General features: G+C 57.4%; 18 protein-coding genes. 6 read left to right on the top strand and 12 right to left on the bottom strand.

Going from position 1 to position 21,898, the window contains the following annotated elements:
* Positions 1 to 557 precede the first annotated feature (557 nt).
* Positions 558 to 2,951, top strand: coding sequence for a maltodextrin phosphorylase (malP, locus tag M2433_RS20010; protein WP_429056423.1), 2,394 nt, complete (start codon positions 558 to 560; stop codon positions 2,949 to 2,951).
* 9 nt (positions 2,952 to 2,960) lie between these two features.
* Positions 2,961 to 5,042, top strand: coding sequence for a 4-alpha-glucanotransferase (gene malQ, locus M2433_RS20005; RefSeq protein ID WP_429056426.1), 2,082 nt, complete (start codon positions 2,961 to 2,963; stop codon positions 5,040 to 5,042).
* 86 nt (positions 5,043 to 5,128) lie between these two features.
* Here malQ and gntT read toward each other — a convergent pair whose 3' ends face one another.
* The 3 genes from gntT to gntX form a co-directional block, all read right to left on the bottom strand.
* Entirely contained in the window at positions 5,129 to 6,445 is a 1,317-nt protein-coding gene (gntT, locus tag M2433_RS20000; protein ID WP_429056428.1) for a gluconate transporter, read from the bottom strand.
* 388 nt (positions 6,446 to 6,833) lie between these two features.
* Complete coding sequence (nfuA, locus tag M2433_RS19995; protein WP_003861601.1) at positions 6,834 to 7,409, bottom strand: Fe-S biogenesis protein NfuA; 576 nt, start codon at positions 7,407 to 7,409, stop codon at positions 6,834 to 6,836.
* 61 nt (positions 7,410 to 7,470) lie between these two features.
* Entirely contained in the window at positions 7,471 to 8,154 is a 684-nt protein-coding gene (gene gntX, locus M2433_RS19990) for a DNA utilization protein GntX (protein WP_429056433.1), read from the bottom strand.
* Between the two features lie 36 nt (positions 8,155 to 8,190).
* Between gntX and bioH the strand changes: the two genes are divergently transcribed.
* Positions 8,191 to 8,964, top strand: coding sequence for a pimeloyl-ACP methyl ester esterase BioH (bioH, locus tag M2433_RS19985; protein ID WP_429056436.1), 774 nt, complete (start codon positions 8,191 to 8,193; stop codon positions 8,962 to 8,964).
* A 111-nt stretch (positions 8,965 to 9,075) separates the two neighbouring features.
* Positions 9,076 to 9,345, top strand: coding sequence for a YdgH/BhsA/McbA-like domain containing protein (locus M2433_RS19980; RefSeq protein WP_047345736.1), 270 nt, complete (start codon positions 9,076 to 9,078; stop codon positions 9,343 to 9,345).
* Between the two features lie 33 nt (positions 9,346 to 9,378).
* Here M2433_RS19980 and feoC read toward each other — a convergent pair whose 3' ends face one another.
* From feoC to greB, 5 genes are all read right to left on the bottom strand, one after another.
* Positions 9,379 to 9,615 (bottom strand): [Fe-S]-dependent transcriptional repressor FeoC, encoded by a 237-nt coding sequence (gene feoC, locus M2433_RS19975; protein ID WP_429056438.1) that lies wholly within the window; start codon positions 9,613 to 9,615, stop codon positions 9,379 to 9,381.
* A gap of 10 nt (positions 9,616 to 9,625) precedes the next feature.
* The gene (feoB, locus tag M2433_RS19970) at positions 9,626 to 11,944 is read right to left on the bottom strand and encodes a Fe(2+) transporter permease subunit FeoB (RefSeq protein ID WP_429056441.1); all 2,319 of its coding nucleotides are present in this window, start codon (positions 11,942 to 11,944) and stop codon (positions 9,626 to 9,628) included.
* Positions 11,945 to 11,974: 30 nt separating this feature from the next.
* Positions 11,975 to 12,202: a ferrous iron transporter A gene (gene feoA / locus M2433_RS19965; RefSeq protein ID WP_008503050.1), complete on the bottom strand. Its 228-nt coding sequence runs from the start codon at positions 12,200 to 12,202 to the stop codon at positions 11,975 to 11,977.
* Between the two features lie 338 nt (positions 12,203 to 12,540).
* Positions 12,541 to 14,871 (bottom strand): Tex family protein, encoded by a 2,331-nt coding sequence (locus tag M2433_RS19960; RefSeq protein WP_429056444.1) that lies wholly within the window; start codon positions 14,869 to 14,871, stop codon positions 12,541 to 12,543.
* An 87-nt stretch (positions 14,872 to 14,958) separates the two neighbouring features.
* Positions 14,959 to 15,432, bottom strand: coding sequence for a transcription elongation factor GreB (gene greB / locus M2433_RS19955; protein WP_003861614.1), 474 nt, complete (start codon positions 15,430 to 15,432; stop codon positions 14,959 to 14,961).
* A gap of 232 nt (positions 15,433 to 15,664) precedes the next feature.
* Between greB and ompR the strand changes: the two genes are divergently transcribed.
* Together ompR and envZ are read left to right on the top strand one after the other, a co-directional pair.
* Positions 15,665 to 16,384, top strand: a complete 720-nt coding sequence (gene ompR, locus M2433_RS19950) for a two-component system response regulator OmpR (protein WP_001157751.1) — start codon at positions 15,665 to 15,667, stop codon at positions 16,382 to 16,384.
* Positions 16,381 to 17,727 (top strand): two-component system sensor histidine kinase EnvZ, encoded by a 1,347-nt coding sequence (envZ, locus tag M2433_RS19945; protein WP_029882169.1) that lies wholly within the window; start codon positions 16,381 to 16,383, stop codon positions 17,725 to 17,727. The genes ompR and envZ overlap by 4 nt, the downstream gene beginning before the upstream one ends.
* Before the next feature lie 126 nt (positions 17,728 to 17,853).
* Here the strand turns inward: envZ and pckA are convergent, their stop codons facing one another.
* The 4 genes from pckA to yrfG form a co-directional block, all read right to left on the bottom strand.
* The gene (pckA, locus tag M2433_RS19940) at positions 17,854 to 19,473 is read right to left on the bottom strand and encodes a phosphoenolpyruvate carboxykinase (ATP) (RefSeq protein ID WP_047345740.1); all 1,620 of its coding nucleotides are present in this window, start codon (positions 19,471 to 19,473) and stop codon (positions 17,854 to 17,856) included.
* Positions 19,474 to 19,864: 391 nt separating this feature from the next.
* Entirely contained in the window at positions 19,865 to 20,743 is an 879-nt protein-coding gene (gene hslO, locus M2433_RS19935) for an Hsp33 family molecular chaperone HslO (protein WP_429056485.1), read from the bottom strand.
* A 24-nt stretch (positions 20,744 to 20,767) separates the two neighbouring features.
* A complete protein-coding gene (gene hslR, locus M2433_RS19930) occupies positions 20,768 to 21,169 on the bottom strand; it encodes a ribosome-associated heat shock protein Hsp15 (protein ID WP_059311228.1) in 402 nt (133 codons plus the stop codon).
* Complete coding sequence (yrfG, locus tag M2433_RS19925) at positions 21,166 to 21,849, bottom strand: GMP/IMP nucleotidase (RefSeq protein ID WP_047345742.1); 684 nt, start codon at positions 21,847 to 21,849, stop codon at positions 21,166 to 21,168. Before yrfG ends, hslR begins: the two co-directional genes overlap by 4 nt.
* Positions 21,850 to 21,898 lie beyond the last annotated feature (49 nt).

Raw genomic sequence — 21,898 nt, 5'->3', positions numbered from 1 at the left:
ATTTTATTTTTTTTGCGCTTCGTAATTAATACGATATAAGGTCGGCCAATAAGTTAACTATTGCAAGTTATGTCTGGATTTGGTGGCTCTGAATTTGCACTCTGTCACAAAACATTCAGACAGATGATGGAACTTTCTGGAAAGGTCTTTGACGCCCCGTCAATGCTGGCTTGTATGGCTGTGCTGCGGCTGCGCTGAAACTGGTTTCAGAAAGGGATAGTGACGTCAAATTTAATATACTCCGGGTAAAGTTAAGGGAGATTAATAATCTCCTTAGTTATTACCCGATTGCAGAAATATTATTCTACGTAAGTAATCATTTCAGCGCGTTTTAATTTCACCCGAAACCACATTTCATTTCTTTGACATTCTCCGCGGTTACTTTTTTATCTTCAGGGCACACTCGAACTATGCTCTGAGAGTGGCCTCGATCACACTTTTATGCTCATCCCCGCTACTCCTCCCTGTCTAATCCCCAGCGGGAGGAGGAAGAGGTGAAATGAGCCAGGCACACTAGCGCCAACTTGTGTTTTCTTTCTAAAGGATGCCGATCCCCTATGTCACAGCCTACCTTCAACAAAGCTCAATTTCAGGCTGCCCTGACGCGTCAGTGGCAGCGTTTTGGCCTTCAAGCTGCAAACGAGATGACGCCTCACCAGTGGTGGCAGGCAGTGAGCGGTGCGCTCGCAGAGCAGCTGGATGCTCAACCTCTGGCAAAACCGGTAAAAGGCCAGCGCCATGTAAACTACATTTCAATGGAGTTCCTGATTGGCCGTCTGACGGGCAATAACCTGTTGAACCTCGGCTGGTATCAGGAGGTAGGAGACGTGCTGAAAGAGCACGATATTAATCTGACCGACCTGCTGGAAGAAGAGACGGACCCGGCGCTGGGCAACGGTGGTCTGGGGCGTCTGGCGGCCTGTTTCCTTGACTCCATGGCAACCGTCGGCCAGTCGGCGATCGGCTATGGCCTGAACTATCAGTACGGCCTGTTCCGTCAGTCATTTGCTGATGGCCATCAGATGGAAGCGCCGGACGACTGGCATCGCAACACCTATCCGTGGTTCCGCCATAACGCGCAGCTGGATGTGCAGGTAGGGATCGGCGGGAAAGTCACGAAGCAGGGCCTCTGGGAACCGGCGTTCACCATCACCGGTGAAGCCTGGGACCTGCCGGTGCTCGGCTACCGTAACGGCGTGGCGCAGCCGCTGCGCCTGTGGCAGGCGAAGCATGCGCATCCCTTTAACCTGACCAAATTCAACGACGGGGATTTCCTGCGCGCCGAACAGCAGGGTATCGACGCCGAGAAGCTGACCAAAGTGCTCTACCCGAATGACAACCACCTGGCGGGTAAAAAGCTGCGCCTGATGCAGCAGTACTTCCAGTGCGCCTGCTCCGTGGCGGATATTCTGCGTCGACATCACCTGGCGGGCCGCAAGCTGGCGCAGCTGCCGGACTTCGAAGTGATTCAGCTCAACGACACGCACCCGACCATTGCCATCCCTGAGCTGCTGCGCGTGCTGATCGACGAGCATCAGCTTAGCTGGGATGACGCCTGGGCGATTACCAGCCGCACCTTCGCCTACACCAACCATACCCTGATGCCGGAAGCGCTGGAGTGCTGGGATGAGAAGCTGGTGAAAGCGCTGCTGCCGCGCCACATGCAGATCGTCAACAAGATTAACGACCAGTTTAAAACGCTGGTGGATAAAACCTGGCCGGGCGACAAAGCGGTCTGGGCGAAACTGGCGGTGGTGCACGATAAGCAGGTTCGCATGGCGAACATGTGCGTGGTAAGCGGCTTTGCGGTGAACGGCGTGGCGGCGCTGCACTCGGATCTGGTGGTAAAAGACCTCTTCCCGGAATACCACCAGCTGTGGCCGACCAAATTCCACAACGTGACCAACGGCATTACGCCGCGTCGCTGGATCAAACAGTGCAACCCGCTGCTGGCCGGCCTGCTGGACAAAACCCTGAAGAAAGAGTGGGCCAACGATCTGGACCAGCTGATCAATCTGGAAAAATACGCCGATGACGCGAAGTTCCGCGAGCAGTACCGCGCCATCAAACGGGAAAACAAAGTTCACCTGGCGGCGTTTGTGAAAGCGCGTACCGGGATTGAGATTAACCCGAATGCTATTTTCGATATTCAGATCAAGCGCCTGCACGAGTACAAACGTCAGCACCTGAACCTGCTGCACATTCTGGCGCTGTACAAAGAGATCCGTGAGAACCCGCAGGCCGACCGCGTGCCGCGCGTGTTCCTGTTCGGCGCGAAGGCGGCTCCGGGCTACTACCTGGCGAAGAACATCATCCTCGCCATTAATAAAGTGGCGGCGGCGATCAACAACGATCCGAAGGTGGGCGACAAGCTGAAGGTGGTGTTCCTGCCGGATTACTGCGTCTCTGCGGCTGAAATGCTGATCCCGGCGGCGGATATCTCCGAGCAGATCTCAACCGCAGGGAAAGAAGCCTCCGGTACCGGCAACATGAAGCTGGCGCTGAACGGCGCGCTGACCGTCGGCACGCTCGACGGGGCCAACGTCGAAATTGCCGAGAAGGTGGGTGAAGAGAATATCTTTATCTTTGGCCACACCGTAGAAGAAGTAAAAGCCATTAAGGCCAAAGGCTACGATCCGGTGAAATGGCGTAAGAAAGACAAGGTGCTCGATGCGGTACTGAAAGAGCTGGAAAGCGGTAAATACAGCGACGGCGACAAGCACGCGTTTGACCAGATGCTGCACAGCATGGACAAACACGGCGGTGATCCGTATCTGGTGATGGCGGACTTCACGGCCTACGTAGAAGCGCAAAAACAGGTCGACGTGCTGTATCGCGACCAGGAAGCGTGGACCCGGGCGTGCATTCTGAACACCGCCCGCTGCGGTATGTTCAGCTCTGACCGCTCAATCCGTGATTATCAGGCCCGTATCTGGCAGGCAAAACGCTAAGGAAGCGCGATGGAGAGTAAACGTCTGGACAGCGCCGCGCAGGCGGCGGGGATCAGCCTCAGTTACATTAATGCTCACGGCAAACCGCAGTCTATTGGCGCCGACACCAAAAGACGTTTGCTGGATGCCATGCACAAAACCGACGCGAAAGCGTCGGCTGCGCCGGTCCCAAACGTGAAGGTTTTCACCTCGGGTAAAAAGATGCCGCTGGCGGTGGAGGGGCGCGGCGAGTTTAACTGGCTGCTCACCACCGAAGACGGCCAGCAGCACAAAGGCCATGCCACCGGCGGCAAAACCCTTAACCTTCCGGCGAAGCTGCCGGAGGGCTACCACACCTTAACGCTCACCCAGGATGACCAGCGTTTTCACTGCCGGGTGATCGTCGCGCCAAAACGCTGCTATGAGCCGCAGGCGTTGCTTGAGGGCAAAAAGCTGTGGGGCGCCTGCGTGCAGCTCTACACCCTGCGTTCCGACAGCAACTGGGGCATCGGTGATTTTGGCGATCTGAAAAAGATGCTGGCCTCTGTGGGGGAGCGCGGCGGCGCGTTTATCGGCCTCAACCCGATCCACGCGCTTTATCCGGCCAACCCGGAGAGCGCCAGCCCGTATAGCCCGTCATCCCGCCGCTGGCTGAACGTGATTTACATCGACGTTAATGCGTTAGACGACTTCACAAACAGCAAAGAGGCGCAGGCGTGGTGGAAACTCAGCACCACGCAGCAGGCGCTGAAGCAGGCGCGCGACGCGGACTGGGTGGACTATTCTACCGTCACGGCGCTGAAAATGGCCGCGCTGCGCCTGGCGTGGAAAGGCTTTTCGCAGCGCGATGACGAGCAGATGGCCGCGTTCCGCCAGTTTGTCACGCAGGAGGGCGAGAGCCTGTACTGGCAGGCGGCATTTGATGCGCTGCACGCGTATCAGGTGAAAGAGGACGAAATGCGCTGGGGCTGGCCGGTCTGGCCTGAAGCGTATCAATCCGTCGACACGCCTGAAGTGAAAGCCTTCTGTAAAAAATACGCGGATGAAGTGGACTTCTACCTGTGGCTGCAGTGGCTGGCGTACAGCCAGTTTGCCGCCTGCTGGCAGGTGAGCCAGGGCTATAAGATGCCTGTTGGCCTGTATCGCGACCTGGCCGTCGGCGTGGCCGAGGGCGGCGCGGAAACCTGGTGCGACCGTGAACTCTACTGCCTGAAGGCGTCCGTCGGTGCGCCACCGGATATCCTGGGCCCGCTTGGCCAGAACTGGGGCCTGCCGCCGATGGATCCGCACGTGATGGCGGCGCGCGCGTACGAGCCGTTTATCGACCTGCTGCGCGCCAACATGCAAAACTGCGGCGCGCTGCGTATCGACCACGTGATGTCCGTGCTGCGCCTGTGGTGGATCCCGTACGGTGAAACGGCGGATCACGGGGCGTACGTGCAGTATCCGGTTGACGATCTGCTGTCGATCCTGGCGCTGGAAAGCAAGCGCCATCAGTGCATGGTGATCGGCGAAGATCTCGGTACCGTGCCGGTGGAAATCGTCAGCAAGCTCCGCGACAGCGGCGTTTACTCCTATAAAGTGCTCTATTTTGAAAACGACCATGAGAAAACCTTCCGCGCGCCGAAAGCGTACCCTGAACAGTCAATGGCAGTCGCGACGACGCATGACCTTCCTACGCTTCGTGGCTATTGGGAAAGCGGCGACCTGACGCTCGGCAAAACGCTGGGCCTCTATCCTGATGAAGAGGTCCTGCGCGGCCTGTATCAGGATCGCGAGCTCTCAAAGCAGGGGCTGCTGGACGCGCTGCACAAGCAGGGCTGCCTGCCGAAACGTGCCGGGCATAAGGCGTCGCTGATGTCCATGACCTCCACGCTCAACCGTGGTTTGCAGCGCTATATTGCCGACAGCAACAGTGCCCTGCTGGGCCTGCAGCCGGAAGACTGGATTGATATGGCGGAGCCGGTGAACATTCCGGGCACCAGCTATCAGTACAAGAACTGGCGTCGCAAGCTGTCCATCACGCTTGAGACGATGTTTACCGATGACGGAGTGAACAGGCTGATTAAGGATTTGGACAAGCGCAGAAGAGCGGTGGGTAAGAAGCGGTAGTTTCACCCTCACCCTAACCCTCTCCCACAGGGAGAGGGAATAGAATGTAGGCCGGGTAAGCGTCAGCGCCACCCGGCTTTTTTACATCAAACCACCATATTCAACAGCAGAACCCCGACCAGACCGCACACCGAAATAATGGTTTCCAGCGCGGACCAGGACTTGATGGTTTCACCGATCGTCAGGTTGAAGTACTCCTTGAACAGCCAGAAGCCCGGATCGTTCACGTGAGAGAAAATCACGCTACCGGAACCGACCGCGATAACCATCAGCTCAGGGCTCACGCCCGTGGTCGCAATCAGCGGGGCAACGATACCGCCTGCGGTGATCGCCGCAACGGTCGCAGAGCCCAGCGCAATACGCAGAACCGCGGCGATGGACCAGGCCATCAGAAGCGGCGACACGTTGGTTTCGTGCATCATGGCAGCGATGTATTTATCCACGCCGCTGTCGACCAGAACCTGCTTGAACGCACCGCCACCGCCGATGATCAGGAGCATCATGGCAATGATTTTGATGGACGAGGTCAGCGTGTCGTTGATCTGATCCATTGAGCGGCCGCGGTTCAGGCCGAAGGTGAACATTGCGATCAGGACCGCAATCAGGGTCGCCATCACCGGGTCACCCAGGAATTCCGCAACGGACAGGAACGCGTGACCTTTCGGCAGGATCATCTCCGCCACGGCGCGCATCGCCATCAGGATAACCGGTACCAGAGAGGTCCAGACGCTGACGCCAAAGCCAGGCATCTCTTCTTCGGTGAAGGTTTTCGCGCTGTACAGACCTTCCGGGATAGGCTTATCAATGCCTTTCAGGAAGCGCGCATAAACAGGGCCTGCCAGGATTACCGTTGGGATCGCCAGAATCGTACCGAACAGCAGGGTTTTACCCATATCCGCGTGGAAGATGGTCGCGATAGCGGTTGGGCCCGGGTGCGGCGGCAGGAAGCCGTGGGTAACGGACAGCGCCGCGGCCATTGGCACACCGACGAACAGCAGCGGGATGTTGGCCGCGGCGGCGATGGTGAATACCAGCGGCAGCATCAGCACGAAGCCCACTTCATAGAACAGCGCAAAACCGACGGTAAAACCGGTTAATACCACTGCCCACTGAATGTTCTTTTTGCCAAATTTTTCGATAAGCGTGGTGGCAATACGCTGCGCGCCACCGCAGTCCGCCAGCATTTTGCCGAGCATGGCGCCGAAGCCCATGATCAACGCCAGGCTGCCGAGCGTGCCGCCGACGCCGGCTTTAATCGAGCTGATAACTTTCACCAGCGGCATCCCTTGCATCAGACCGACTGCAAGTGCCACCAGAACCAGAGCGATAAATCCGTTCATTTTGAAACGGATCATCAAGAGCAGTAATAACACAACACCGATAGCAACGATGACTAATGGCATGATTTACCTGGCCTTTGAATTGTTATGGGTAACGTCATTGTTTCAACGACAAATTCCGATTGTCCCAACTGGGAACAGAGCGTTAACGGCACTCATACTGGTGCCTTCGAAACCATTAAGTTTAGTCGGCTGTTATAAGGATGCTGAGTGCCCACGAGAATGATACGGGTAACATGACGCGATTGAGAATCACCCTGGGTGGCTAAATTTGAATTATGAGACGCAGGTCAACATATAGAGGTAAACGCAAAACGGTAACCATGAGGTTACCGTTTTTTATGTTTTCACCCTCTCCCGTGGGAGAGGGGCGGGGTGAGGGCATCAGACCGCACTTTCTTCTGTAGGCCGATAAGCGCAGCGCCACCGGGCAATACAGACGGGCACTGATTTAGTAGTAGGAGTGCTCGCCGCGCTGGTGTTCGGTCAGGTCGCGCACGCCTTTCAGTTCCGGGAATTCATTCAGCAGCTGCTTTTCGATCCCTTCTTTCAGGGTCACGTCGACCATGGAACAGCCGTTACAGCCGCCGCCGAACTGCAGGATCGCCAGACCGTCTTCCGTGATTTCCATCAGGGAAACACGACCGCCGTGGCCAGCCAGCTGTGGGTTGATCTGGGATTGCAGCAGATACTCAACGCGCTCCATCAGCGGGGCATCGTCGGACACTTTACGCATTTTCGCGTTCGGCGCTTTCAGGGTCAGCTGAGAACCCAGCTGATCGGTGACGAAGTCGATCTCCGCATCTTCAAGATACGGTGCGCTCAGCTCATCAACGTAGGCGGTGAGCTGTTCAAATTTAAGGGCAGTGTCGGTGGCTTCCACAGCGTCCGGAGGACAATAAGAAACACCACATTCTGCATTCGGAGTGCCTGGATTAATCACAAACACGCGGATCTGCGTCCCTTCTTCCTGATTTGCCAGCAGTTTGGCAAAGTGCGCTTGTGCAGAATCGGAAATACGGATCATAGCTTTGGCCTAATAGTTGACTAAATTACCTGGGTATAATCATACGCCCATTGAAGAAGGGCTACAAGGTACGGCACAGACACCATACCTGAACCGACGCGGCGCCGCTTTGCAAAAGCAGTCGGGAAAGTTCAGCAACGGTACTGCCCGTGGTGACGACATCATCCACAATCGCGATATGGAGACCGTCGACCGGCAATTCAAGGCGAAAGGCATTTTTGATGTTTCTTTTGCGAAGCCGGGCGCTGAGCTGGTGCTGGATGGCGGTGGCATGAACGCGCGTAAGCGCGCTGGCGTCATACCGACAGCCGAGCCAGCGGGCGAGGGGGCGGCAGATCAGGTCGCTCTGGTTATAGCCGCGCCGCCAGTGCCGGCGTCGGTATAAGGGCACATTCATCACCCTGTCGATTTTCGGCAGTCCCCGGTGCCGACGCGCCTGCAAAACCGCCAGCAGTAGCAGGCGGGCAAGGGGCTGTGCCAGGGCACTCTGGCCGGAAAATTTCAGCGCGTGAATAAGCCTGCTCAGCGGCGGAACATAATCATCCACGGCCACCAGCGCGCTCCACGGCGGGGATTTTTTCAGGCAACGGCCGCAGGGCAGAACGGGGTTCGTGGCCGGTAAACCACACTGTGGGCAGGTCGCGATTCGCCCTTCCAGCGATCGCGTGCAGACGGAGCAGATGCCCCATCCGCTGAGTGCAAGCGGCATTTGGCATAGCCAGCACGCGCCGGGCACTGTTAGCATGTGCAACCTCCATGTGAAAAAAGAGAACAGTAACTGATGAAGACGCTGTGGTGGCAGACTGCAGGGACAGGAAATTGCCATCTTGTGCTGCTGCACGGATGGGGCCTGAATGCAGAAGTGTGGCATTGCATAAGTGAGGAACTTGCCTCGCATTTCACGCTGCATCTGGTGGACTTACCCGGTTTTGGCCGCAGCCGCGGTTTTGGGGCGATGTCGCTTGATGAGATGGCGCAGCAGGTTCTGGAGGCTGCGCCGCAAAACGCTATCTGGCTCGGCTGGAGCCTGGGCGGGCTGGTGGCGAGCCAGATTGCGCTGTCGCAGCCTGAACGCGTGAAGGCGCTGGTAACCGTGGCGTCATCGCCCTGCTTTAGCGCGCAAGAGGTGTGGCCAGGCATTAAACCTGACGTGCTGGCGAGCTTCCAGCAGCAGCTGAGCGAAGATTTCCAGCGGACCGTAGAGCGGTTCCTCGCCCTGCAGACGATGGGCACGGAAACCGCGCGTCAGGATGCGAGAACGCTGAAGCAGACCGTGCTTTCCCTGCCGATGCCGGACGTGGAGGTGCTTAACGGTGGGCTGGAGATTCTGAAAACGGTTGACCTGCGCGAGCCGCTGGCCTCGCTGGCTGTGCCGCACCTGCGCATCTATGGCTACCTCGACGGCCTCGTGCCGCGCAAAGTGGTGCCGCTCCTGGACGCGCTCTGGCCGGACAGCGAATCGCAGGTCATTGCCAAAGCCGCGCACGCCCCGTTTATCTCTCATCCGGCGGAGTTTTGTTCAGCGCTCATTGCGTTAAGTCAACGTTTCGACTGATTATTTTCCATCCAGCCTGGAAAAAGTAACACACCGCAACCATACTCCAGTTGTCGTTGCGGTTGTTCTGCCTACGATAATCAAAACAACAATCCTATGGAGAGTCAGGCTATGAAACTTGTTACAGGTATTGTCACTTCTCTGGTTATTGGGTCACTTTCATTTGGCGCCTTTGCGGCAAAAGAGCTGGAAAAAGATAAAGTTGCCGGAATGAATCTGACCAAAGTTGGTGAGATTTCTACGTCTGACACCACCGCGCCGATGGACGCAAGAGCCGAGCTGTCGAAGAAAGCGGATGAGCTGGGCGGGACGTACTACGTTGTCACCAGTGCTGAAAAGCAGACCAAAAACGTGCGCGCAACGGCGGACGTGTATAAGTAATACGAAAAAGCCGGGCAGCGATGCCCGGCCTTATTAGCGCAGTGTCCACCACTCCCTGAGGCAGGCTTTGCCTTCCGGGCAGCTTTTACAGCTGCCGGAGAGGCAGCCGTCCGCGTCTTCCTGAATCCGCACGGCTTTCCCCATCGCTTCAAGCCTTTCCAGCATGGCATCGATCATCGGCTGCGGCATGTGCAGGGTGAGGCTTACTTGTCTGGCCTCCATCCGTCCCTGTAGCGCCAGCAGATCACGAACCTGAATCAACGATGCCATTACGTGCTCCTTAGTGACAGTCGCCCGCCGGGCTGCTGCAGCAGGTCGCGGCGGTTTTACGATTAGCCAGCAGGTCGATATCGACGCGGCTGCGCGCGCGCCGCAGCAGGCCGAGAACGATCGCGTTAAACAGAACCACCGCGAGGATGCAGACCAGGCTGTAGCGCGGGTGCTGGCTGAAGTTAACGGTCTGATAGAAGAGCGTCGCCAGCGAGTACGCAATGTTTAAGCCCCACAGGATGGAGAAGCCCATCCAGCCGCGGCTGGACTCGCGGGCAATCGCCCCCATCACGGAGATGCACGGAATGTAGAGCAGAACAAAGATGAGGTAGCTGTAGGCCGCGGAGGCGCTGCCAAATTTCTCGCTCATCACGCCCATGGCACCCGTCGCCATTTCGCCGTCGCCTTTGCTGGCTTCAATCGGGTTGGCCAGCACGCTCAGGCTAAAGGTATCTTTCAGGCTCTGCCAGGTTTCCTCTACGGCACCCAGCAGTTCATGGCCGAGATGAAACTCTGCCGGATTAAATTCCTGCTCCTGAATGTTCTCTGCGGTGTAGAGCGTGTTCAGGGTGCCGACAACCACCTCTTTTGCCATTGCACCAGTAAACAGCCCGACGGTTGCCTGCCAGTTATCCTCATGCACGCCAATCGGTTTGAAGACCGGGGTGATGACGCGGCTGACGGAGGCAAGGGCCGAGTCGTTGATGTTATCTGCCGCCTGCCCGCTGAGGGTGAAGCTGTTCAGCGCGCTCAGGAAAATACTGACGATGACAATCACCTTACCGGCGCGCAGCACAAAGCCTTTCAGGCGCTGCCAGGTCTGGATCGCCAGGCTTTTCAGGTGCGGCACGTGATACACCGGCAGCTCCATCACAAACGGCGAGGCTTCACCGCGCATGATCGTGTGTTTCAGCATTAAGCCGGTCAGGATCGCCATCACGATGCCCAGCACATACAGTGAGAAGACCGCCAGCGCGCCCTGCTGACCAAAGAAGGCTGCTGCAAAGACGGCAAAGATCGCCAGACGGGCGCCGCAGGACATGAACGGCGCCATCATGATGGTCATCAGACGTTCACGCGGCGCATCAAGGGTGCGCGCCCCCATCACCGACGGAACGTTACAGCCGAAGCCGACAATCAGCGGGACGAAGGATTTTCCCGGCAGGCCCAGCGCCTGCATCAGACGGTCCATCACGAACGCGGCGCGCGCCATGTAGCCGGAGTCTTCCAGGAACGAGAGGAACAGATACATCATGCCGATCTGCGGCACCAGCGGCAGAACGGTGTTGATACCGCCGCCGATCCCCTGTGCGAGGAAGATGGTTAGCCATTCCGGGAAGTGCAGGGTGTAACCCACCCACTGAATTCCGTGCACGAAGACTGCAACGGAGCCGGCATCGAAAATGGGCTGCAGTGCGCCGCCGATGTTAATGGCGAGCAGGAACATCACGTACATCACCAGCAGGAAGACGGGCAGGCCGAGGAAGCGGTTAAGCACGACCTTATCCACCGCCGCCGTAAAGCGGCTGGGTTCCGCCGTGAGGGCGTTACTGACCACGTCGCAGATCGAGGCGATGGCCTGGTAACGCGCATCGGCGATGTGCAGCGCCGGGTCGTCCAGCTCGTCGCGAAGACGGGCTATCGTTACGTCCAGTTTATCAGCCGCATGTCCGGCGTAAGCGCGGCTGTAGATATCCCCTTCCAGCATCTGCAGGCCGAGCCACAGGCGCTGTTTCGCAGGCATGCTGTTGTCCATCTCCTGCGCCAGCATATTGGCTTCGCGCAGGAGGGGCTGCGCGTAATGCACCAGCTCAACGTCGCGGTTGCCCGTGTGGCGATCGATGGCCAGCTTCAGCGCATCAATCCCGCGAGCGCGCGTCGAAACCAGCGGAACGACCGGGCACCCGAGGCGCGCGGAGAGGGCATCGACGTCGATGCGCAGCTTTTGCTTTTCCGCAATGTCGAGCATGTTGAGCGCCACGATGCAGGGGATCCCCAGCTCCAGCAGCTGCAGCGTGAGATAAAGGTTACGCTCGAGGTTGGAGGCATCGACCACGTTGATCAGCAGGTCCGCGTCGCCGCCAAGAATATAGTGACAGGCAATTTGCTCATCGAGCGAGGTTTGCGACGAAATGGTGGTTAAGGAATAGGTGCCGGGGAGGTCGACCAGCGTGACCTGGTTGTCGGTTGTCGTGAACTGGCCTTCTTTACGTTCGACCGTCACGCCGGCCCAGTTTCCTACGCGCTGGCGGGCTCCCGTCAGCTGGTTAAAAAGCGTAGTCTTGCCGGAATTAGGATTGCCAATTAAGCCAATAGTTAACTTTTTCATTTTTTTAGACTCACTGAAACCGCTGGCTTGTTATCGGGATAAGGCTTCGACTTCTATTAATGCGAGGTCTTTCTTACGCAGTACCAGATTCACGCGGCGGGTTTCGATATGAACCGGATCGCCGAGCGGCGCCACGCGTACCACCTGGAATGACGAGCCGGGCAGCATGCCCAGTGACAGCAGCTTCTGCCGATAGGCAGGGCTAATTTCGCGGGTAAAACCGGTAATCTTCCATGCACTGTCTGGAGTGAATTGCATAATGCCTGATTCCACGAAAGGTTAAATTATCTACTATGGGATGATAATGAGAATAGTTTTTATCAGCAATATTAAAACTGTGACGGAATGTTGTTTGCGGTATTAATTTACGGCCTGTTTGACCTTGCTCAATATTTGCTGAATTGCCTGGAAAACGAAAAGGGGAGTATTTGTTAACGGGGTGATAATTAGTGGTTTAAATATGGATGTGCAATCGGTTTCATATATTACGGTATAATTTGTCCCCTCACCCCGGCCCTCTCCCCATGGGGGCGAGGGAGAAAAGACCGCACCGCGCGATCCCCTCTCCCTTTTAGGGAGAGGGTTAGGGTGAGGGTTTAGCGTTTCTTACCCATCGCTGCCGCCAGCGCATCCATCATCGCGCTGTTACCTGCAGGCTGGGCATCGCGTCCGCGCGGTTTCGCGGCTTTAGCGGCCGGGCGCTGCTGCTCGCGGCCACCGCCACTGCCGCCACGGCGCGCGTTGGTGTCGCCAGGCTGCTCGTCCAGGCGCATGGTCAGGGCGATACGCTTGCGCTGCAGATCCACTTCCAGCACTTTCACCTTCACGATGTCGCCCGCTTTGACCACGGTGTGTGGGTCTTCAACGAACTTGTCGGCAAGGGATGAGATATGCACCAGACCATCCTGATGCACGCCGATATCCACAAACGCGCCAAAGTTGGTAACGTTCGTTACCGCGCCTTCCAGCACCATACCCGGCAGCAGATCGTTCATGGTTTCGATGCCGTCGGCAAAAGTCGCCGTTTTGAACTCAGGACGCGGATCGCGGCCCGGTTTTTCCAGCTCTTTGATAATGTCGGTGACGGTTGGCACACCAAATTTGTCGTCGGTGAAATCCACGGCTTTCAGGTTGCGCAGGGCGCTGTTGTCGCCCATCAGGTCTTTCAGCGCCTGCTGGGTGGCGGCCAGAATGCGTTCCACCACAGGATACGCTTCCGGGTGAACGGTGGAGGCATCCAGCGGGTTATCGCCGTGGTTGATGCGCAAGAAGCCCGCACACTGCTCAAAGGCTTTTGGCCCCAGGCGGCTCACCTTCAGCAGCTGCTGACGGTTCTGGAACTGGCCGTTCTCATCGCGCCAGGCGACGATATTCTGCGCCATCATGCGCGTTAGGCCCGCCACGCGGGTCAGCAAAGGAACGGAAGCGGTGTTCAGGTCAACGCCGACGGCGTTTACGCAGTCTTCCACAACCGCATCCAGCTTGCGCGCCAGCTGAGTCTGGCTCACGTCGTGCTGATACTGGCCCACACCGATGGATTTCGGGTCGATCTTCACCAGTTCCGCCAGCGGATCCTGCAGGCGGCGAGCGATAGAGACCGCACCGCGCAGAGAAACGTCCAGGTCCGGGAATTCCTGCGCCGCCAGCTCAGACGCGGAATAGACGGACGCCCCCGCTTCGCTGACGATCACTTTCTGCGCCGTCACTTTCGGGAACTGCTTCTGCACGTCGAGGTAGAAACGTTCGGTTTCGCGGGACGCCGTACCGTTGCCAATGGCGACCAGCTCCACGTTGTACTTCTCGCACAGCGCGGCGACCACAACGGCCGCTTTGGCCGCCTGGCCGGTGTGCGGATAGATAGTGTCGGTAGCCACCAGCTTGCCGGTGCCGTCAACCACGGCCACCTTCACGCCGGTACGCAGGCCCGGATCGAGACCCATGGTGGCGCGCAGGCCGGCCGGAGCGGCCATCAGCAGGTCGTGCAGGTTACGGGCGAAGACGTTGATGGCTTCATCTTCGGCGCGCTCGCGCACGGTTCCCATCAGCTCGGTTTCCAGGTGCATCAGCACCTTGATGCGCCAGGTCCAGCTCACCACGCCTTTGCGCCAGCTGTCTGCCGGGGCGTTGTTCAGGCGCAGGCCAAGATGGTCGATGATGATCTGCTCGCAGTGGCTCTCTTTCGGCGGCTCGTCAAACTGCGGGTCGGCGTTCAGTGAGAGCTGCAGCACGCCTTCGTTGCGTCCGCGGAACATCGCCAGCGCGCGGTGAGAAGGGGTGGTAGAAATCGGTTCGTGGTGATCGAAGTAGTCGCGGAATTTCGCGCCCTCTTCCTCTTTGCCCGCGACGACGCTAGAGACGATGTGTGCGTTCTTCCAGAGGTAATCACGCACTTTGGCGAGCAGGGCAGCGTCTTCGGCGAAGCGCTCCATCAGAATGTAGCGCGCGCCATCGAGTGCGGCCTTGGTGTCCGCAACGCCTTTGTCAGCGTCGATAAATTTCGCCGCTTCGGTATCGGGATCGTGCGACGGCGCGTTCCACAGCAGGTCTGCCAGCGGCTCAAGACCCGCTTCAATCGCAATTTGCCCGCGCGTGCGGCGCTTGGGCTTGTACGGCAGATAGAGGTCTTCGAGTTCGGTTTTGCTCAGGGTACCGTTAATGGCGCTTTCCAGCTCGCCGGTCAGTTTGCCCTGTTCGCCGATGGATTTGAGGATCGCCTGACGACGTTCTTCCAGTTCGCGCAGATAACCCAGACGGGTCTCCAGGTTACGCAGCTGCGTGTCATCCAGACCGCCGGTGACTTCCTTACGATAGCGCGCAATAAACGGCACGGTGTTCCCTTCATCAAGCAGGCGAACGGCAGCTTCTACCTGTTCGGCTCTGGCCTGAATATCACCCGCAATAATGCGGCAGAGCGAATCTTTCATCATGGCTTTATCATCTGTTGAGTCGAAAAATCAGGGGATAGTTATACGGGCTGACACGGCAAAATGCCAGCCGGGGAGGGCGCTCTCGGACTATTTTACGTAGACGATCTCATTGACGTACCAGCTGGCTTCACCGGCGGGAGTCTGAACGACGGCCAGGTCGCCCACTTCCTTTTTCAGCAGCGCGCGGGCCATCGGGGAGTCGATGGAGATGTAATCCTTACGGCCAAAAATTTCATCGTAGCCGACAATGCGAAAACGCAGGGTGTCGCCGTTGTCGTTTTCAATCTCAACCCATGCGCCGAAGAACACTTTGCCCTCCTGCTGCGGGGAGTAATCGACAATTTTAAGGTTCTCGAGGCACTTCGTCAGATAGCGAACCCGGCGGTCAATTTCGCGCAGCCGCTTTTTGTTGTACTGGTAGTCAGCGTTTTCGCTGCGATCGCCCAGGCTTGCCGCCCAGGTAACCTTCTTGGTCACTTCAGGACGCTCTTCGCGCCACAGGTAATCCATCTCTTTTTTGAGTTTTTCGTACCCTTCGCGGGTGATCAGGGGCGTTTTCATTGGGTGACCTTCAGACTCGACATCATTGCAAACCTTGCGCACATTACGTATCACATAGCGTAACAGACAGCGTTAATAATGATTTATGTGATGAAATGTGCAGATAAGCTGCTGTTAAATATGCTTTGTAACAATTTCGACTAGAATTTATACCAGAATTAGCTGGTCGAACACGTGCACTTTTTTAGAATACGCTGTTATTAGACTATCCGAACCTTTGGGAGTACACACAATGCAAGAGAACTACAAAATTCTGGTCGTGGATGACGACATGCGCCTGCGTGCGCTGCTGGAGCGTTATCTGACCGAGCAGGGCTTCCAGGTTCGTAGCGTCGCGAACGCTGAGCAGATGGACCGTCTGCTGACCCGTGAATCTTTCCACCTGATGGTTCTCGACCTGATGCTGCCTGGTGAAGACGGGCTCTCTATCTGTCGCCGTCTGCGCAGCCAGAGCAACCCGATGCCGATCATCATGGTGACGGCGAAGGGCGAGGAAGTTGACCGTATCGTGGGCCTCGAAATCGGCGCGGATGACTACATTCCAAAACCGTTTAACCCGCGTGAGCTGCTGGCGCGTATTCGCGCCGTGCTGCGTCGTCAGGCGAACGAACTGCCTGGCGCACCGTCGCAGGAAGAGGCCGTTATCGCATTCGGTAAGTTCAAGCTGAACCTCGGCACGCGCGAGATGTTCCGTGAAGACGAGCCTATGCCGCTCACCAGCGGCGAATTTGCGGTACTGAAGGCGCTGGTTAGCCACCCGCGTGAACCGCTTTCCCGTGACAAGCTGATGAACCTGGCGCGCGGTCGCGAATATTCCGCAATGGAACGCTCCATCGACGTGCAGATCTCCCGTCTGCGCCGCATGGTGGAAGAAGATCCTGCGCATCCTCGTTATATTCAGACCGTTTGGGGTCTTGGCTACGTGTTCGTCCCGGACGGCTCTAAAGCATGAGGCGAATGCGCTTCTCGCCGCGAAGCTCGTTTGCCCGCACCCTGTTACTGATCGTCACCTTGCTGTTCGTCAGCCTGGTGACGACCTACCTGGTGGTGTTGAACTTTGCGATTCTGCCGAGCCTCCAGCAGTTTAATAAGGTCCTGGCATACGAAGTCCGTATGCTGATGACCGATAAGCTGCAGCTGGAAGACGGCACGCAGCTGGTTGTTCCCCCGGCGTTTCGTCGTGAAATCTACCGTGAGCTGGGCATCTCGCTCTATTCCAATGAAGCGGCAGAAGACGCGGGCCTGCGCTGGGCGCAGCACTACGAATTTCTCAGTCAGCAGATGGCGCAGCAGCTGGGCGGCCCAACGGAAGTGCGCGTTGAGGTCAACAAAAGCTCGCCCGTCGTCTGGCTGAAAACCTGGCTGTCACCCAACATCTGGGTGCGCGTCCCGCTGACCGAGATCCATCAGGGCGATTTCTCGCCGCTGTTCCGCTATACCCTGGCGATTATGCTGCTGGCGATAGGCGGTGCCTGGCTGTTTATCCGTATACAGAACCGACCGCTGGTCGACCTGGAGCACGCTGCGCTGCAGGTCGGTAAAGGGATTATACCTCCTCCACTGCGCGAGTATGGCGCCTCGGAGGTCCGTTCGGTAACGCGTGCGTTTAACCATATGGCGGCCGGCGTGAAGCAGCTGGCGGATGACCGTACGCTGCTGATGGCGGGGGTCAGCCATGACCTGCGCACGCCGCTCACGCGTATTCGCCTGGCGACGGAGATGATGGGGGAAGAGGACGGTTATCTCGCCGAGTCCATTAACAAGGACATCGAAGAGTGTAATGCCATCATCGAGCAGTTTATTGACTACCTGCGCACCGGGCAGGAGATGCCGATGGAGATGGCCGATCTGAACGCGGTACTGGGCGAAGTGGTGGCTGCGGAAAGTGGCTATGAACGTGAAATTGATACTGACCTGCAGGCGGGCGAAATTCAGGTGCGGATGCACCCGCTCTCCATTAAGCGCGCGGTGGCGAACATGGTGGTCAACGCGGCGCGCTACGGCAATGGCTGGATTAAGGTCAGCAGCGGGTCTGAACTCAACCGCGCCTGGTTCCAGGTGGAAGACGATGGCCCGGGCATTAAGCCCGAGCAGCGTAAGCATCTGTTCCAGCCGTTTGTGCGCGGCGACAGCGCGCGCAGCACCAGCGGAACCGGTTTAGGCCTGGCGATTGTGCAGCGTATTGTGGATAACCATAACGGGTTGCTGGAGATTGGTACCAGCGAGCGGGGTGGTTTGAGCATACGCGCCTGGTTGCCGGTGCCGGTCACGCGGGGGCAGGTGAAAGAGGGTTAAAAAAAGGGTGGCTTTTGCCACCCTTTTTCGTAGGTCGGGTAAGGCGAAGCCGCCACCCGACAAGGTACGGTCTTTGCGGCCTGATGCCCTCACCCCGACCCTCTCCCACAGGGAGAGGGAGAAGGGCTACAGCTTCGGTCCAGCACTCACCAGCGCTTCACCTGCCGGGGTATCGGTATACTTCTCGAAGTTTTCAATAAACAGCTTCGCCAGCGATTCCGCTTTCTCGCGCCACTGCTCCGGCGAACCGTACGTATTGCGCGGGTCGAGGATATGCGTATCCACGCCCGGCAGCGACGTTGGGATGGCCAGGTCAAACATCGGCAGCGTGAAGGTTTCGGCGTCGTCCAGAGAACCATCCAGAATGGCGTCGATAATGGCGCGGGTATCTTTGATAGAGATACGTTTGCCGGTGCCGTTCCAGCCGGTGTTCACCAGGTACGCCTGCGCGCCGGATGCCTGCATGCGTTTCACCAGCACTTCAGCGTACTGCGTCGGGTGCAGCGACAGGAAGGCCGCGCCGAAGCAGGCGGAGAAGGTCGGGGTTGGCTCCGTCACGCCGCGCTCGGTACCGGCCAGCTTGGCGGTGAAGCCGGAGAGGAAGTGGTACTGGGTCTGGCTGGCGGTCAGGCGAGACACCGGAGGCAGCACGCCGAACGCATCTGCCGTCAGGAAAATGACCTTCGTGGCATGGCCCGCTTTTGACACCGGCTTAACGATATTGTCGATGTGGTAGATCGGGTAAGAGACGCGGGTGTTTTCCGTTTTCGACGCATCGTCGAAGTCGATGGAGCCGTCGGCACGCACGGTGACGTTTTCCAGCAGCGCATCGCGACGGATGGCGTGGAAGATATCCGGCTCGGCCTCTTCGGACAGGCGAATGGTCTTCGCGTAGCAGCCGCCTTCAAAGTTGAACACGCCGTCGTCATCCCAGCCGTGTTCGTCATCGCCAATCAGACGACGTTTTGGATCGGTGGACAGCGTCGTTTTCCCGGTGCCGGAAAGGCCAAAGAACACTGCCACGTCGCCCTTTTCCCCGACGTTCGCCGAGCAGTGCATAGAGGCGATGCCCCGCAGCGGCAACAGGTAGTTCATGACGGAGAACATCCCTTTCTTCATTTCGCCGCCGTACCAGGTACCGCCGATCAGCTGGATACGCTCGGTCAGGTTGAAGGCAACAAAGTTTTCGGAGTTCAGACCCTGCTCTTTCCACTGTGGGTTCGTGCATTTCGCGCCGTTCATCACGATGAAATCAGGGGTGAAATCCTGCAGCTCTTCGTCGGTTGGACGAATGAACATGTTCTTCACGAAATGCGCCTGCCAGGCCACTTCGGTAATAAAGCGTACGGAAAGACGGGTGTCGGCGTTAGCGCCGCAGAAAGCGTCGACAATGAACAGACGCTTGCCGGAAAGTTGATGGGTGACGAGCCCTTTCAGGTGCTGCCAGGTTTCCGGAGAGAGCGGTTTGTTGTCGTTCTTCCCTTTGCCCTTGTCAGCCCACCACAGCGTATCGCGGGTGGTTTCGTCTCGGACGATATACTTATCTTTCGGCGAACGACCGGTAAAGATACCGGTATCGACGGCGATAGCACCAAGATTCGTCAACACACCACGCTCGTATCCTTCCAGTGCTGGATTGAGCTCTTCCTGATACAGCGTATCGTAGTCGGGGTTGTAGACGATTTCCTGGACGTCGTGAATACCATAAGCCTTGAGATCTTGCGGGGTTAAACCAGTAACACGCATATCACTGCTCCTTAGCCAATATGTACTGCCTGAAATTGTAGGGTTTTTCTGAGGTTGTTAACCGCGACGGGGCTCATAGATTTACGCATCTGGACAAAACCCTTACTAACGGAAAACGCTGCGACTCCAGTCACAGTGCAGGCGGATTATCGCAGGAATCGCTTTTTGGTTGGGGAAAATGTTCCGAAAAGGTTAAAGGCTGGTGATTTTATCGGAGAGAATGTGAATGTAATCGCATACACGTAAGAAAATTACGTAAGAGTTACATTGTGAAAACGATTCAGCTTTTGGGGGGATTTTACCCCTCACCGCAGCCCTCTCCCCAAAGGGGAGAGGGCGTTCAAGTCCCCTCTCCCCTTTGGGGAGAGGGTTAGGGTGAGGGGAAAGAGGTTTAGTGAACCTGCGGATCCGCCGGGGAGGCGTTGTTGCGGATCTCCGCGATATCCATCGAATCGAACACGTAGTGCGTACCGCAGTAGTCACAGTGCATGTCTATTTCACCGTCTTCCGCCATGATGCTGTCGATCTCTTCGTCCGGCAGGGTTTTCAGGGCGCCCGCGCAGCGCTCGCGTGAGCAGGTGCACTTAAACTCCACGGACTGCGGGTCGTAGACGGTCACTTCTTCTTCGTGGTACAGACGCCACAGCACGTCGGTCGCCGACAGGTTGAACAACTCTTCCGCCTTGATGGTTTCGGTCAGCGTTGCCAGGTGCTCAAAATCATTGGTCTGTGCGTCCTGCGCAGGCAGAACCTGGAGCAGCATGCCGCCCGCAGCAGGCTGGCCGTCCACTTCACCGGTGCGGATAAACAGACGCGTTGGCAGCTGTTCAGAACGCATGAAGTAATCTTCCAGGCAGGCCGCCAGGGTATCGCCTTCCAGACCCACCACGCCCTGATAGCGCTCGCCTTCCTCCGGGGAGATGGTGATCACCAGATAGCCATTACCCACCAGCGTTTTGAGGTCTGCATTTTCAGGCACGTCGCCCTGAACGCGCGCCACGCCGCGCATCTGCTGCTGGTTATTGCCGTTGATTACCGCCAGCGTCATCGGCCCGTCACCCTGCAGCTGCACGGTGATATCACCGGCAAATTTCAGCGTCGCCGTCAGCAGGCTGGTGGCAACCAGCAGTTCGCCCAACAGGGTCTTCACCGGCAGCGGGTAGTTGTGGTTTTCCAGAATCTGTTTCCAGGTTTCGGATACGGTGACCAGCTCGCCGCGCACGGCGAATTGTTCAAACAGATAGCGGTGTAATTGGTCGTGTTGGGCCATAATAGTCTCTCGTGCAGGTGAGGCTTACTCGGTCTCACCGTGTTTAAATTTCATCAGATCGCGGCGCTCTTTTTTATCCGGTCGCCGGTCCGGGTGGGGCATGGTCAGCGCGTTCATTTTGCGCGCCAGCGCGGTTTTCTCGCGCTTTTCAATGCTTTCCGCCGTCTCTTCATACAGCTGTACGGCTTCTGCTGCGGGGCGTCGTTGTTCGGTAATGGCTTTGATCACTACCGTACGCTCATCGTTGCCCTGACGCAGCGTTAAGGTGGCATTCAGCTCAACCAGCTTGCTCGGTTTGCTGCGCTGGCCGTTGTAATGCACTTTACCGCCGTCAACCATCTCGCGGGCAAGGGCGCGAGTTTTATAAAAACGCGCTGCCCACAGCCATTTATCCAGTCTTACCCCATCAGAGGGTTTTTCTTTCATGGCGTCTCCTTCACGGTCAGTGAGGGGATCATCTGGCGATAGTCGTTCAGTCCCGGATGGCGCAAATAGCTCTTTTCAGCCAGGCCCGAGTCAGGATTGGTAACGCCCAGACAGTAGCGAATGCCAAACTTAGCCGCGGAATCCAGAATGGGTTCACTGTCATCAATGAACAGCGTGCGTTCTGGCTGCAAACCCGTCTCTTCCTTCACCGCATGCCACAAACGCTGATCCTCTTTCGGATAACCAAATGTGTGGGTGGAAAGTAATAAATCAAGGTGCGACGCAAGCCCCGTATGCTCCAGCTTCACGGCCAGGTTATGCGGATGCGCGTTGGTCAGCAAAATGCGGCGCTTGCCGCTCGCTTTCAGCGCATCCAGGAACGGAACCGTATCCTCGCGCAAAACGGCGCGTGGGCCCTGGGCGGTGGTCATGGCGCAAATGTCCAGACCGAGGCGCTCGCTCCAGTAGTCAAGACAGTACCAGTTTAGCGTATGTTGCACGGCGCTATATTGCGAACGGATAAATGCCTGTGCTTCTGCCGGGGAGATACCCTGTTGCTCGCCATAGGTTTCAGGAACCAGCTTTTGCCAGAAGTAGTTATCAAAGGCGAGATCGAGCAGCGTGCCGTCCATATCCAGCAGAACGGTATCAACCTCCTGCCAGGCGATATCAAGATGCATAAGGGGAACTCCAGCCAGAAGAAACGTGCGCGACAGGGTAGCACATCTT

This window comes from Enterobacter sp. AC1 (assembly GCF_050434705.1).
GTDB classification, from domain to species: domain Bacteria; phylum Pseudomonadota; class Gammaproteobacteria; order Enterobacterales; family Enterobacteriaceae; genus Enterobacter; species Enterobacter cloacae_L.
Note: the sequence above shows the minus strand (reverse complement) of the source record. Positions and strands in the feature narration are given on the sequence as shown.